Source organism: Streptomyces sp. NPDC058326 (genome assembly GCF_042879855.1).
Taxonomy (GTDB): domain Bacteria; phylum Actinomycetota; class Actinomycetes; order Streptomycetales; family Streptomycetaceae; genus Streptomyces.
In genome coordinates this window covers 40,897-53,265 of the sequence record NZ_JBHVZO010000023.1, presented here as the reverse complement: position 1 = coordinate 53,265, position 12,369 = coordinate 40,897, and the positions used below count along the sequence as shown (strand labels likewise).

The window sequence follows — 12,369 nt, the reverse complement described above, 5'->3', positions numbered from 1 at the left end:
AGGGCAGCCGCCGCACAGCGGATCGGCCCCCGCCCAGCTCGGACTCCCCGGCCCCGTCAGCCCAAGAGCCTCTACGACATGAAGCCGCCCGGCGTCTTCTACGAGGACTGGGAACGCCCGGTCGGCTCCGACAACGAGGTGATGAGCAAAATCGCCACAGCCTTCGGGCCCGAGTCGGGCGAAGCCCGCACCATGCAGCTCCTCCTGGACTACCGCCGCATCTACGGGCCGAACATCCCGCTTGGCGCCGCAGGCCATCTCGACCTGATCCTCGAGGACACCAGCCTGGCCACTGACCTGGCCGAGTCCATGGGCTCCGCACAGACCGAGGCCCGTGACACTCTGCACTCCCTCCATGCGCAGGGACTGCTCCTGATCGCTGACGACGGCTCCCTGTGGACGACCGCGCCTCCAGGCACACCACTCTCGGCCACGGACGACCAGTGGACCTTCGTGGAGAAGAAGGCGGACGCACCCGTCGACTGAACGACGCACCGCCAGTGGCCGCGGCTGGAAACGGCGCGCGCGCCGCTGGCGCTGCCGGGCATAGGAACTGCTTGTCTGAGTCATGGGGCAGGTGTACGCGTCAGAGCGGACACCCCCTTCGGGGGCGAAGCGAGGGCTGGGTACAGCGGCGCGAGAAGTGATCACCTCGGCAGCCTGAACCGGCTGGCCTGCGGACAGAGACCGTCGAACCCCGATTGCCCCCAGCGCTCCCGCACGTCGGGCAGAAACCTCGGAGCGCGTCCCGCCACACGGGACGACCTCCTCGATGACGCCCCTGACGGAGCTGTTGCGGACGCGGGCGGGCACCAACCGGACAGACCCTGCCGGGTTGTGGCTTCCTACAGGAAAACCCTCTTCCTGGCCAAAAGTGATGAAAGGTGAGGATTCGGGCATCGATCCCGCCGCGCGGAACGCGCTAATGAGGCGAACCACAATGAAACGGTCACTGCTCGGCTTTTCAGGGGACACTAGATCGGGCACTATGAGGACGTCCGCCTCTCTGTATCACTCGGCGTATCGCCGGATGGATGTTTCAGCAGATGGGAGGGCGCGCCCCCTCCGTGAGGAGCGGGCAGACGCCGAACGGGGTGGGGGAGATTTCTCCTCTCTTCTCGGTGGAGTCGCGGAGCCCCTGTGGTGGGGGTCCCGCAGTACTGCAGTGGTCCTGGTTAGGGGGCCGTGTGGTGCGCAGCTGGTGCTGCTGCGGCTGTGGTGGCCGTGGTGAGTGGCCGGGTGTTGCGACTGATTTGGAACTGGCTCGATGAGCCGAGCTCAGGACCGGCGGAGACCGGGATCTGAGTGCCGACACGGATGGTTAGTCCGGTCGGAGCGAAGGGCCGCGCGGCCGCAGTGGGTGGTTAGTCCACTGAATGGCGCGCGCGGCCGGTGGCGGTTATGTCACCCCGACCCCCTCGATACCGAAGGCGGAGTCGGCGTACCCGAAACCGGGAGCTAGGTCAGTCCTCACGCGGACCTCCCTGGGCGACGGTCGGGTGCTCCTTGGCCAGCCTGCGGAGGAACTCCGCGTACCGCAGCCGATTGCTGCGGTGGGGCTGCGAGAGGCCGGCTTCCCACCGGACGATGGCGAGGCGCTTGACGCCGATGACCTCAGCGACTTCCGCCTGGGTCAAGTTCGCGGCGATGCGCAGCTGCTGACGGATGTGCGGCGGAGGCAGCGTGTCAGCATCCACTAGGGCATCTTCTCGACGCAGCGGATCCGACATAGCAGCCTCCATCCCATCTGATGTTCTCCGAAAACATACACCAGATGATCTCGTTTCGGGAAGCAGCCGCAGCGCGAACCCGCCTCCGCCGCAAGCCGGATAGGGTCCGTTCTCGTGGCCCACCTCGCGTTCTTCGACCTGGACAACACATTGGTCGACCGGCAGTCGGCGCTCAGCGACGCCGTGACCGCCCTGTGCCGCTCCCGCGCGCTCTCCCCGGATGCCGAGCGGTGGCTGCGTATCGAACTGGCCGACCGCGCGACCGTCAACGACTTCGCCCGGCTGCGGGACGCCTTCGGCCTGGAGGCATCGGCCACGGACCTGTGGCAGGAGTACGTCGACCTCATGTCGGCAGCCGTCACCTGCCGCCCCGAGGTCCTCGAGGGCCTGGCCCGTCTGCGCGCGGCCGCCTGGACGATCGGCATCATCACCAACGGGGCCGGCGACATCCAGCGAGCCAAACTCGCCGGGACCGGCCTCGCCCCCCTGGCCGACGGCGTCGCTGTCTCGGGCGACCTGGAGATCCGCAAGCCGGACTTGAGGCTCTTCGAGCTCGCGGCGTCCCGGTGCGGCGTCAGCCTCGCGGACGGCGGCTGGATGATCGGCGACAACCCGGCCGGAGACATCGGCGGCGGACACCAGGCCGGCCTGCGCACCATCTGGCTGCGCGGCCGACCGTGGCCCGACGGACTCCCGGCTGCGCACCACGTCGTCGACGACGTCACCGACGCCATCACCATCCTGCTCAACGAGACGGAGTAGCACCGTGGTCAAGCCGACCGTCGGCATCCTCCACCCCGGCAGCATGGGCGCCGCCGTCGCCGCCTGTGCCACGAGTAACACGGCCGCGGTCCTCTGGTGCGAGACAGGGCGCAGCACCGCGTCTGCGGCGCGCGCCGCCCGGTTCGGCCTGACACCGGTGGCCGAGCTGGCCGAACTGCTGGACCGCAGCGACATCGTCATCAGCCTCTGTCCGCCAGCGGCTGCCGAGGACTTGGCCCGCGACGTCGTCGCGCACCGCTTCGCCGGGGTGTACGTGGAGGCGAACGCCATCAATCCCGAGCGGGCACAGCGGATCGCCGCGCTGCTCGAACCGGCCGCCACCGTCGTGGACGGCGGCGTGGTCGGCTCCCCGCCGGTGCGCGGCAAGACGCCGACCTTGTACTTGTCCGGCCCGGTCGGCGAGACCGAGCGCATCGAAGCGCTGTTCGCAGACACCGCCGTCCAGACGGTGGTGCTGGGTACGAAGGTGGGGCAGGCGTCCGCGCTGAAGCTGTCGTACGCCGCGTTCCAGAAGACTTCGCGGGTGCTGGTGGCGCTCGCGGTCGGCATGGCGCGCGAGCACGGCGTCGACCAGGAGCTCATCGAGGTCGCTTCCCGGCGCACCGACTCGTACCTTGCGGAACCGGAGTACGTGGCCAAGACGGCGGCACGTGCCTGGCGCTGGGGCCCGGAGCTGGAGGAGGCCGCCGACACCCTCGCGGCCGCCGGCCTTCCGCCGGAGATGCTGCGCGCGGCCGCGTCCACGCTGGCACGGTGGGACGACGCCAAGGACGACAGCGAGCTCACGCTCACCGACGCCCTGGACCAACTCGCCCAGCCGTAGCCGACGCTCATGCCGACGCCGCTCCCGCCCGCTGCGTCAGCAACTGGTCGATGAGCCGCGCCGCATCCTGCGGGGACGCCTCCGTGGTGTCGATCGTCAGATCCCAGGCCATGCTCGGGTGTGCGTCCAGGTCCTCGCGGGTCGCGTCCCACGCCGCCAGACGCGCTGCGGTGTCACTGTCGCCGCGTCCCACCGACCGCTGCTCGGTCGCCTCGCGAGAGCACCACAGCAGCACCGCCGACCAGTCGGCCGGGTAGCCGTCGACCAGCGCGCGGACGCCATCGACCTGTCCGAGGTGCACCACGGGCACCCCGGTCGCGAACGCCGCGTCGACACCCGGCCGGTCGATCGCGTACGTGTTGCCGTATCGGGAGTTCGCGTAGACGACATCACACGCGGCCTCGAGCTCGTGCAGCTGCTCCGGTGTACCCATCCGGTAGCCGGTTGCCTTGCCGGCCCCCACCTTGAGCCGCGCGAACTGCGCGTACCTGGGGTCGAGGTCGCTGAGCGCGGCGGTGACGGTGTCCTTGCCCGAGGCCGGCGGGCCGTACAGGATCACGCCCTGCTTCTGGTTCACGCGTACATCGCCCCCATCGCCTGCCGGGCCTGGTCTGCGAGCGTCACCGCGGTGCCCAGCCGGTTGTCCACCACCAGGTGCGGCACCGCCGGGCGCAGCTCCAGGTCGATGGTCGCCATGTACTCGTCCCAGCGCGCCAGCTTCCACGCGTCGCGGGCTGCGGACCGGAAGCCGATGTACTCGCGCATCGACTCTTCGTCGCAACGCACCCACACGGGGAAGACGTCGACCCCCATTGAGCCGGCCCGGTTGGTAAGGCGCTGCATCCAGGCCGGGTCCGTCATCTCGGCAATCAACGGCGCGGTGAGCACGGTGGAGATGCCGCACTTGATGTTGGCCATCGCCGACTGCATCAGGCAGTCGTACTCCACCGGCCGGACCTGCTCGCGGTAGAGGTCGGTGTGCCGGTCGTTCGGGTCGCCGCCCAGGGCGACCAGGAGGCGTTCCACGAGCGGGCGGGTGAGCGGGTCCTTGTCGAGCAGCGGCCAGCCGGTCAACTGGACGAAAAAGCGGGCGAGCTCGGTCTTGCCGCTGCCAGCGAAGCCGCCGACCAGGATGAGCACGGGACGGTGGGGGTCGCCGCCGGTGTGCCGTCGCTTCCACGCGTCGATGATCCGCTGCTGCAGGTCGAAGTGGTCGGCCTCGTCCGAGCCCGGCGCGATGCGGTGAATAGCGCGCTCAACAGCCAGGACGTGTGATCCGTTGAGGCGGTCGTCCAGCGGCGTGAGCTTGAAGGAGGACTCCTCCCCGGGCAGGGCCGCACGGAATCCCAAGTCAGGCTCGGTGGCCCGGTAGAGGAGGCAGTAGGCCCGCCGGTAGTGGGGGCCGGGGTAGACCTCGCCCTGCTCGTGCTGCCACAGGGTCTGCGGATTCGCAGCGGGAATGCCCTTGAGCTTCGCTTGCTCGGCAACCGCCCGAAGGCGTTCGCCGGCCTTCTCCAGGGTCAGGCCGTGGGCCTCACGCTGCTCCCGCAGCCGGTCCGGCCTCCATCCTGCGCGCTGCTTCCCCACCCTCTGCCCCTCCGTCATCGTCATGGCCGCGAGCCTAGGGCTCGGGCTGCAAATCGCATGTATACGCGGATGTTGAAAACGCGTGAATGGCGGTGCGTACGAGCTTGGACAAGCCCCTGTGATGGTTCGTCCTGCCCGACCCGAGTGTGATGGCCCTCACGAGGTCAGCCGACGGGAGGGACACCATGACACGTGAGGTTCTGTCAGTTGTCGTCGTCACCATCTCCGTCGTCATCAGCGAGCCGAGCGCTCGCATGGCGTCGGATGGAGTAGCCGATCTCGAACTCCTCGGCGCTCATCCGGGTGTCGTTGAGTTCAACGACCGTGCCGTCGGGGCCTGCTGTGACTCGGACGACGCGCAGGAGCGGAACGCCGACGTCGGCCGGGAGGTTCAGCGCCTCCGCCTCTTCCGGGGAGGGCATGCGGGCGGAGACGCCTTCACTCCATCGGAGCGGGCGGTGTCCCATCTCCTCCAGGCGGTCGTAGATGCCCCCGGGTCCCGTGTCCGCTTCTGCGAGCCGGGTACCGCGGGCGATGTCGGCCGGCAGGTAGCTGGTTGCCAGCTGCTTCGGCTTCCTCGACTCGGGATCACCCATCACTCGGTCACGGATGAGCACCTCGGCGCCCGTGTCGAGACCCATGAGCCCCGCCAGGTCGACCGGGATGACGCCCCAGCGGATGGCCGGGGCCTCCAGCGCCACCCATGGCTGGGCAGTCTGGTCGAAGAAGTAGCCGATCTCGTCGCGGTAGACCTGCCGCGACCGGGTGATGCGCCTCTTCTCTGGGCGCTCGCGCACGATGGTTCCCCTGCGGCGCACCGCGACGACCAAGCCCTCCTGCTCCAGCAGGGTGATGGCGCTGCGCACCGTCTGGTAGCCGGCGCCGTACTGCTCCTGAAGCTCGGTCAGCATCGGCAGCTTGTCGCCCGGCAGGTACCGCCCCTCGCTGATCTGCTGCCGCAGGTCAGCGGCGATGTCGCGGTACGAGACGGGCATCGTAGCCACCTTTCTGAATGCTGCTCGGATCTGATTCTAGGGCTAGCTCTATCAGGCGGTGGTGAGCGAGCACAAGCGACCGACACGAATAGAGCTATCGCTATTGACTCGGGGGTGCTCCATGACCTCTACTAGGCGATAGCGATAGCCCTAACGCTCCGTTGAGCAGGGGTTACGCACCTCAGCACGACCGCAGGAAGCCCCTTCCCCTTACGGGGAGGGCCGGGGTTGATAGCTCCACCAAATCCCCCGGACCAGTCACCTGGCTGGTGTGGCTCCCGCATTGCACGTCGCAGCGCAGATGCGCTGTCCGTCCATCAGGACGCCGGGATCGACCCGTGCGGCCTGACGGGCGGAGAGAGCACCGCGACGCACCCGCCCCTCCGACCACGAGGAGTCCCCATGATCACGACGCCCGCGATGCCGAAGGCCAGCAAGCGCCGCCGCAAGACCCGCACCTCGAACGTCAACCACCGCCCGCCGGTCATCGCCTCCCAGCTCAAGGTCACCGAGATCGACCTGACCCCCGGCAAGGAGCACCTGGTCTGCCCCGACTGCTCCACGTGGGTTCCGATCACCGGCGTGCTGGGCACGCCGAAGCTGGTGCCCCACCACACCGGCCGGGCCAAGACCGCCGAGCGGCGCCGCTGCACGGCTGGCAGCAACCGCCAGGTCACCATCGACGTCCAGGCCGACGCCGTGCGTACCCGGCTGATCGAGGGGGCCCCGACCGCCGCCTCTCGGCGTGCCACCAAGGTGCTGCCGAAGCCGAAGGTGAAGCCGGCCCCGGCCGCCAGCCAGGTCAAGCCCGCCCCGCTCAGCGCGGAGCAGGTCCGCCGGGTGTTCCGTCAGCACCAGCAGCAGTGCCTGGCCTGCAAGGGCGAGGTCAAGAACCAAGACGGGCAGCTGCTGCCCTGCCCCGACGGTGAGCGCCTGGCCGTCACCTTCCTCCGGCTGCTCCGCCAGGAGCCCAAGCGTCAGGCCGTCCGCGAGTTTTTCGCCCGGGAGCGCCGGCGCTTCGACCGTCAGTACGCCGAGGCGGCCCCCGCGAAGCGGGTGTCCGAGTGGGCCGCGGTGCTGCCGAAGGTGAAGGACGCCGACACCCGACGCTCGCAGGTTCCCGTCGGCGCCAGGCCGACCGAGGCCCGCGGCGTGCCGCTCGCCCCGGGTGACGAGGAGGCGTTCGACCAGCGGCAGGCCGAGCTGGGCCGCCGGTACGCGGCGAGCATGGCGGCCGCCTGACCCGCACGAACGACCACGGCCCCGGCCACCCCTCGCGGGGGTGGCCGGGGCCGTGGCTGCTCGTACGACCAGCCGAGTTGACCTCCAGCATGAAGGGACAGCCGCATGAAGCTGCCGTTTGTACGACGCACGACCGCCGACGCGTTACGCGACAAGCTCGCCCGCGCCGAGCAGGAGGTCACCGCCCAGGCCGCGAGCGCCGAGGCGAAGGACGCCGAGGTGAAGCGCCTGACCGGCGAACTGAACGAGGCTCGCCTCGCTCGGAAGTCGGCACTGGCCGCGTACGAGATCGCCAACTCCCGGGCAAGCACTGCCGAGGAAAAGGTCGCCGGGCTGGAAGCCCGCCTTCGGGCGGTCCAGGAGCAGCCGGATGCGGGTGAGACCAGCACGGCCGAGCCCCAGGCGGAGGACAGGGACTACGCCTTGCACTTCCTCAACCTCGTGCTTCCGCAGTTCGCCGACGCCGTCGCGCAGAACGGCGGGGCCCTCCCGGAGGACCACTACGAGGCCCTGTCGAACTACGTGAACGGTGCTGCGCGGTACGGCCTCAGCGACGCGGAGGTCGAGGAGCTCCGAGCGCGGCACGGCCTTCCCGCCCCGATCTTCCAGAGGGCGAAGGACTTCGTTCCCCGCGCTCTTCCGACCGGCGCTGCCTGACCCACCTTCCGGACGAACGACCACGGCTCCGGCCACCCCGACGAAACCGGGGTGGCCGGAGCCGTGGCTGCTCGTACAGCGGCCGACTCCCCAATCGGGGAGTGAACGCGACAGCCCCAGGGATTAGGGCCCCGGGGCTGTCCAGGACCTGACTCGGAGGACCTGATGCTCAGCATGATGACACGTCCCCTTCCCGCCGCTCCGTCGGCCGGCCTCTACAGCGACATGGAGGAAGAGGACAACCAGCGCGGCCCGGAGCGGGACGAGACCGACACCTTCTACCAGCTGGTCCGCCCCCTGATGGCCGACGACCCCGCCGAGCTGAGCCGGAAGCTCGCCGAGGTCAACAAGCGCTCCTCGCAGGGCAGCGGCCGATGACCGCCCGCCCGACCGACGACCTGTACGTCCGCTACATGAAGTCCTTCGAGGACTCCACCACCCACCTCGGTGGCTGCGCGGCCTGCCAGGCCGAGGAGCAGTGCGAAGCCGGGACACCGATCCACGAGCGGTTCGCCCGCCTCCAGGACGCCTACCTCGCACGACAGAACAAGCAGCGCTGAACCCGGCCCTGCCCGTCGTCCCCGCGCCTTCCCGGCCGGGGCCGGCGGAGAGCGCCGGGAGCTCCCGCCCGCTCCGGCCGTCCGGCCGCCACGACACGCAACAGCCCCGGGGTGGCCGCCCCGGGGCTGACTTCTGCACTGGACCTTCTGGGAGGCCCTGATGAATCGCAGCTACATCGTAAACGCCAGCTACGCCCCCGCCGCCGACCTGCCGGTGAACACGAACTGGCGGGAGCGCAGCGCGTGCCGGGAGGAAGACCCCGAGCTGTTCTTCCCAATCGGCAACACCGGCCCGGCGCTGCTGCAGATCGAGGAGGCCAAGGCCGTCTGCCGTCGCTGCCCCGTGATGGAGACCTGCCTCCGGTGGGCGATGGAGCACGGCGAGGACGGCGGCGTCTGGGGCGGCCTGAGCGAGGACGAGCGCCGCGCCATGAAGCGCCGCGCCGCCCGCCAGCGGGCCCGCAACGCCTCCTGACCTGGTCTGCAGGCTGCCTGATCCGCCCGCACCGACCGCCGACCACGGCGGCCGGGACGAGCGGTGAAGGGGAGCCGGACAGCCCGGACCGCACAGTCGAGGGAGGCCCTCATGGCCACGACGATGACCCCGCTCCAGCCCGGCACGGAAGCCGCCGCCCAGGCCGCCGCATTCGCGATCTTCGGCAGCGACGTCCCCCCGATCGACCCCGAGGACTACGACGGCAGCTGGCGCACCACCCTCCACGTCATCGCGGAGGAGTGGGTGGGCGAGGGCCGCCTCGAGCGGCACGCCGCCCACACCGCGACCGCGATCAACGACCTGCTGAACACCCAGCGGCTGTTCGGCGAGGGATCGCCCGAGGCGCGCACCGCCGGCACCGCGCTCAAGCCGCTGATCGACAAGTGCCGGATCTACGGCATCACCACCGACGACCTCCGCCGCCACGGCGCGCAGCTCCACACGAGCTGACTTCGCGCCCGCCCGGCGGGAGCCGATCCCAGTTTCGAGCCCGCCCCGTGACGCTTCGCGAGTACGGCCGCCCGCCCCCCGGGCCGCCGGCCTTTTCGTGCGCACGGAGCGGGTAGAGCCGGTGTCCGGTTCGCAAGCAACCGTCCGCACCACGGGCCGTTTCGGGAACGCCTCGCCGCGTTTCGGGAGCAGCCCCCGCCGTTTCGCGCACACCCGAACAACCCCTCTCGGAGGCCCCCATGACGATCACCGACATGCCGCAGACCGCGGCTCCCGACACCCCCGCTTCGCGCCCGCCGGGCCGCGCTTCGGGCGCACCCGAGAAGGTTTCGGGTACGGCCCGAGGCGTTTCGAGCCCGGACAAGCGGAAGACGATCAAGCCCACCCGCGACCGGCTGATGACCGCGCTGTCGCTCGTCGCCGCGGTCGGCGGAACACTGGTCGGCGTCATCGGCTTCGCGATGTCCTACAGCACCCTGGCCAAGGTCGCCCTGAGCTGGGGATTCAGCCAGGAACTGGCCCCGTGGTTCCCGGTCGGCGTGGACGCGTCGATCATCGCGTTCCTCGCGCTCGACCTGTACCTGATCCGCAAGAACACCGCGTGGCCGCTCCTGCGGATGGCCGCGCACGCCATGACCGGCGCGACGATCTGGTTCAACGCCAGCTCACAGGGCCAGATCGCCGCCGACCCGGTGAAGGCCGCCAGCCACGGCGTCATGCCGGTCCTGTTCGTGATCGGCGTGGAGGCCGCCCGCCGCCTGATCATCCAAAAGGCCAGGCTGGAGGCCGGGACGGTCACCGACCGGATCCCGCTGCACCGCTGGCTCCTCTCCCCCGTCGCCACCCCGCGGTTCTACCGCCGGATGCGCCTGCACAACGTCACCTCCTACCCGGAGATGATCCAGCGCCAGCAGGAGCTCATCGCCTACGAGCAGTGGCTCAAGCGCAAGTACAAGGGCGACATCGCCAAGGCCAGCGAGGACGAGCTGCTGCCGATGAAGATGGCCCCGTACGGCTACACCGTCGCCCAGGCCCTGGCCATGCCCGACGACCAGGAGCGGGCGGCCCAGGAGCGCAAGGCGGAGGCCGAGCGGCGCCGCCTGGAGGCGGAGACCCGCAGCGAGGTCGCCAAGGCCAAGGCGGAGGCCGAGCGGCTGCGCGCCAAGGGCGAGGTCGACCTGGTCCAGGCGGAGGTCGAAGGCCAGACCGGCCAGGCCCGAGCTCATGCCCGAGCCCAGGTCAGCGCCGCAGAGCGGGCCGCTGAGCTGGAGCTGGAAGCCCTGGACAAGGCCGTGGTCGCCGAGGCCCGCGCCCGCGAGGCCGAGGCGGAGCGCCTGGAGGCCGAGGAGCGCAAGGCGGCGGCCGAGGCGGACCTGGCGAAGGCCGAGCTGGAGCGGAAGGCGGCCGAGCAGCGCAGGGTGGCGGCGGAGGCGGACAAGGTCGCGGCGGCGGAGGCCGGCGCGATCGAGACCGAGCGGATCGCCCAGGCGCGCAAGGCGGCGGCTGCCGCCGACCTGGAGGCGGCCGAGCTGGAGCGCCAGGCAGCCGCGAAGCGGAAGGAAGCGGCGGAGGCCGACCGGGTCGCCGCGGCGGAGGCTCAGGCCATCGAGACCCAGGCCATCGCCGAGGCCCGCGAGGCCGCTGCCGAAGCGGACCGGGTCGCTGCCGAAACGGAGAAGGCCGCTGCCGAAACGCGGCGCGCCGCTGCCGAAGTCGACCGCAAGAAGGCGGAGGAGGACAGCCGCCGGGAGGCCGCTCTCGCCGACGCCGCGCGCTCCCGCGAGGCCGCTGCCGAAGCGGACCGGCGTGCTGCCGAAACGCGGCGGGCCGCCGCCGAAATCGAGCGGCGCGCGGTCGAAGCCGAGGACGCCGCGAAGCTCTCCCCGCGCGAGCGGGCGGTCCGCAAGGTCGCCCGGCTGATCCTCCAGAAGGCCGGCGGCGTCGCGGTCAACCTGCCGCTCTCCGACATCCAGCGCGAGCTCGAAGTCTCGCCCGGCACGGCCTCGGAGTACCGCCAGGAGGCGGCCGAGCTGCTCGCCAGCGGCTACCGCCCCTGATCCACCGTCCGGCACACACCAGTGAGGGCCAGCCCGAAGGAAGCGGGCTGGCCCTCGCTGCGACTGCCGGAAGCAGTCACAGCCCCATCAGTACACCAGGAGGGAATCCCTGCCGTGAACAGCAACAACGACCCGAACTACTCCCCCCTGCGCGACGTCGCGCAGAGCCCGGAGGCCACCGCCCGGTACCTGGCCGACGTCCAGCGGGTCCTGCTGGACATCGGCAAGAACCTGGAGACCCTCGCCCACGAGACCCGCGTCCACCTGCGCGACACCCACGTGGAGGGCGACCGCTGGTACCACGCCAGGCTGCGCGCCATGCCCGTGGAAAAGGCCCTCGGGCAGGTGCTCAAGAACCTCAACAACCTGACCGCCGGCCTGGAAAAGAGCGCCTACAAGCGCCGGGCCCACGACGAGGCCGTGGTGAATACGGCCAAGGAAAGGAAGGAAAAGGAGCTGGAAAAGCACCGCAAGAAGAACCCGCCGGTCCTCCAGGCCGCGCCGAATCCGCCGCAGGAGGGTGCGCAGCCGCAGAATTCCGGGTACAGTGCCCCTAAGTCGATTTACGACCTCGGTCGGGAGTCGGCGTGACGCGCCCCCTCAGCAGCATCGAACGCTCCATTCAAGGGCGGAACGGCTGGCTGCAGGAAGAAGAGCGCAAGGCGATCGAAAGTCGCGGAGAGACCGGCCGGATGGAATTCTGGCTCCGAGTCACCCGGACTGAAATCACCCGGGAAGTGAAAGCCGGTCGCAGCGATGTCCTCGCCGCATTCACGCTGGTCTGCCGCCTCTTCAAGCTGGTGCTGGAGAAGCGGCAGGCGGGCAACCCGCGGCTGTTCGACCACCTCATGCAGTACGCGGACACCGTCCTGAAGCAGCACGGCCCGCGTAACTGACCGTCACCAACGAAGGCCCCGCCGGGCTCCGGCGGGGCCTCGCGCGCGTAAAGCGTGCACACGTGCACGTGCACGCGCGTGCACACGAGACCC

At 70.3% G+C, this 12,369-nt stretch carries 16 protein-coding genes; 12 read left to right on the top strand and 4 right to left on the bottom strand.

Annotated features, from left to right (window positions below):
- Positions 1-78: 78 nt before the first annotated feature.
- On the top strand, positions 79-486 hold the full coding sequence (locus ACFVYX_RS31385) for a hypothetical protein (protein WP_389684866.1): 408 nt from the start codon (positions 79-81) through the stop codon (positions 484-486).
- Positions 487-1,463: 977 nt separating this feature from the next.
- On the opposite strand, the gene ACFVYX_RS31380 is transcribed toward ACFVYX_RS31385, so the two are convergent.
- Complete coding sequence (locus ACFVYX_RS31380) at positions 1,464-1,697, bottom strand: helix-turn-helix transcriptional regulator (protein WP_389684865.1); 234 nt, start codon at positions 1,695-1,697, stop codon at positions 1,464-1,466.
- A gap of 147 nt (positions 1,698-1,844) precedes the next feature.
- On the opposite strand from ACFVYX_RS31380, the gene ACFVYX_RS31375 reads away from it, so the two are divergent.
- Both ACFVYX_RS31375 and ACFVYX_RS31370 read left to right on the top strand, forming a co-directional pair.
- The gene (locus ACFVYX_RS31375) at positions 1,845-2,492 is read left to right on the top strand and encodes an HAD family hydrolase (RefSeq protein ID WP_389684864.1); all 648 of its coding nucleotides are present in this window, start codon (positions 1,845-1,847) and stop codon (positions 2,490-2,492) included.
- A gap of 4 nt (positions 2,493-2,496) precedes the next feature.
- Complete coding sequence (locus tag ACFVYX_RS31370) at positions 2,497-3,336, top strand: DUF1932 domain-containing protein (RefSeq protein WP_389684863.1); 840 nt, start codon at positions 2,497-2,499, stop codon at positions 3,334-3,336.
- Between the two features lie 7 nt (positions 3,337-3,343).
- On the opposite strand, the gene ACFVYX_RS31365 is transcribed toward ACFVYX_RS31370, so the two are convergent.
- From ACFVYX_RS31365 to ACFVYX_RS31355, 3 genes are all read right to left on the bottom strand, one after another.
- Entirely contained in the window at positions 3,344-3,913 is a 570-nt protein-coding gene (locus tag ACFVYX_RS31365) for a guanylate kinase (protein ID WP_389684862.1), read from the bottom strand.
- The gene (locus ACFVYX_RS31360) at positions 3,910-4,947 is read right to left on the bottom strand and encodes an AAA family ATPase (protein ID WP_389684861.1); all 1,038 of its coding nucleotides are present in this window, start codon (positions 4,945-4,947) and stop codon (positions 3,910-3,912) included. The genes ACFVYX_RS31365 and ACFVYX_RS31360 overlap by 4 nt, the downstream gene beginning before the upstream one ends.
- Before the next feature lie 179 nt (positions 4,948-5,126).
- Positions 5,127-5,918 (bottom strand): GntR family transcriptional regulator, encoded by a 792-nt coding sequence (locus ACFVYX_RS31355; protein ID WP_389684860.1) that lies wholly within the window; start codon positions 5,916-5,918, stop codon positions 5,127-5,129.
- Positions 5,919-6,320: 402 nt separating this feature from the next.
- Here ACFVYX_RS31355 and ACFVYX_RS31350 point away from each other — a divergent pair, with 402 nt between their 5' ends.
- The 9 genes from ACFVYX_RS31350 (at position 6,321) to ACFVYX_RS31310 (ending at position 12,276) form a co-directional block, all read left to right on the top strand.
- Entirely contained in the window at positions 6,321-7,160 is an 840-nt protein-coding gene (locus ACFVYX_RS31350) for a hypothetical protein (protein ID WP_389684859.1), read from the top strand.
- A 105-nt stretch (positions 7,161-7,265) separates the two neighbouring features.
- Positions 7,266-7,817: a hypothetical protein gene (locus ACFVYX_RS31345; protein WP_389684858.1), complete on the top strand. Its 552-nt coding sequence runs from the start codon at positions 7,266-7,268 to the stop codon at positions 7,815-7,817.
- 177 nt (positions 7,818-7,994) lie between these two features.
- Entirely contained in the window at positions 7,995-8,195 is a 201-nt protein-coding gene (locus tag ACFVYX_RS31340; protein ID WP_389684857.1) for a hypothetical protein, read from the top strand.
- Entirely contained in the window at positions 8,192-8,377 is a 186-nt protein-coding gene (locus ACFVYX_RS31335; protein ID WP_389684856.1) for a hypothetical protein, read from the top strand. The genes ACFVYX_RS31340 and ACFVYX_RS31335 overlap by 4 nt, the downstream gene beginning before the upstream one ends.
- A 160-nt stretch (positions 8,378-8,537) precedes the next feature.
- Positions 8,538-8,852 (top strand): WhiB family transcriptional regulator, encoded by a 315-nt coding sequence (locus ACFVYX_RS31330; protein ID WP_389684855.1) that lies wholly within the window; start codon positions 8,538-8,540, stop codon positions 8,850-8,852.
- A 111-nt stretch (positions 8,853-8,963) separates the two neighbouring features.
- Positions 8,964-9,323: a hypothetical protein gene (locus tag ACFVYX_RS31325; protein ID WP_389684854.1), complete on the top strand. Its 360-nt coding sequence runs from the start codon at positions 8,964-8,966 to the stop codon at positions 9,321-9,323.
- Between the two features lie 239 nt (positions 9,324-9,562).
- Complete coding sequence (locus ACFVYX_RS31320) at positions 9,563-11,380, top strand: DUF2637 domain-containing protein (RefSeq protein ID WP_389684853.1); 1,818 nt, start codon at positions 9,563-9,565, stop codon at positions 11,378-11,380.
- Positions 11,381-11,494: 114 nt separating this feature from the next.
- Complete coding sequence (locus ACFVYX_RS31315) at positions 11,495-11,971, top strand: hypothetical protein (RefSeq protein ID WP_236246896.1); 477 nt, start codon at positions 11,495-11,497, stop codon at positions 11,969-11,971.
- Positions 11,968-12,276 carry a hypothetical protein gene (locus tag ACFVYX_RS31310; protein WP_389684852.1) on the top strand — a complete coding sequence of 103 codons (309 nt, stop codon included), beginning with the start codon at positions 11,968-11,970 and terminating at the stop codon, positions 12,274-12,276. The genes ACFVYX_RS31315 and ACFVYX_RS31310 overlap by 4 nt, the downstream gene beginning before the upstream one ends.
- The last annotated feature ends 93 nt before the right edge of the window (positions 12,277-12,369 follow it).

What these genes read in the sequence shown, in the direction of transcription:
- ACFVYX_RS31385 (WP_389684866.1), top strand. Translation starts at nt 79, where the DNA reads ATGAAGCCGCCCGGCGTCTTCTACGAGGACTGGGAACGCCCGGTCGGC.
- ACFVYX_RS31360 (WP_389684861.1), bottom strand. Translation starts at nt 4,947, where the DNA reads ATGACGATGACGGAGGGGCAGAGGGTGGGGAAGCAGCGCGCAGGATGG.
- ACFVYX_RS31355 (WP_389684860.1), bottom strand. Translation starts at nt 5,918, where the DNA reads ATGCCCGTCTCGTACCGCGACATCGCCGCTGACCTGCGGCAGCAGATC.
- ACFVYX_RS31350 (WP_389684859.1), top strand. Translation starts at nt 6,321, where the DNA reads ATGATCACGACGCCCGCGATGCCGAAGGCCAGCAAGCGCCGCCGCAAG.
- ACFVYX_RS31345 (WP_389684858.1), top strand. Translation starts at nt 7,266, where the DNA reads ATGAAGCTGCCGTTTGTACGACGCACGACCGCCGACGCGTTACGCGAC.
- ACFVYX_RS31340 (WP_389684857.1), top strand. Translation starts at nt 7,995, where the DNA reads ATGACACGTCCCCTTCCCGCCGCTCCGTCGGCCGGCCTCTACAGCGAC.
- ACFVYX_RS31335 (WP_389684856.1), top strand. Translation starts at nt 8,192, where the DNA reads ATGACCGCCCGCCCGACCGACGACCTGTACGTCCGCTACATGAAGTCC.
- ACFVYX_RS31330 (WP_389684855.1), top strand. Translation starts at nt 8,538, where the DNA reads ATGAATCGCAGCTACATCGTAAACGCCAGCTACGCCCCCGCCGCCGAC.
- ACFVYX_RS31325 (WP_389684854.1), top strand. Translation starts at nt 8,964, where the DNA reads ATGGCCACGACGATGACCCCGCTCCAGCCCGGCACGGAAGCCGCCGCC.
- ACFVYX_RS31320 (WP_389684853.1), top strand. Translation starts at nt 9,563, where the DNA reads ATGACGATCACCGACATGCCGCAGACCGCGGCTCCCGACACCCCCGCT.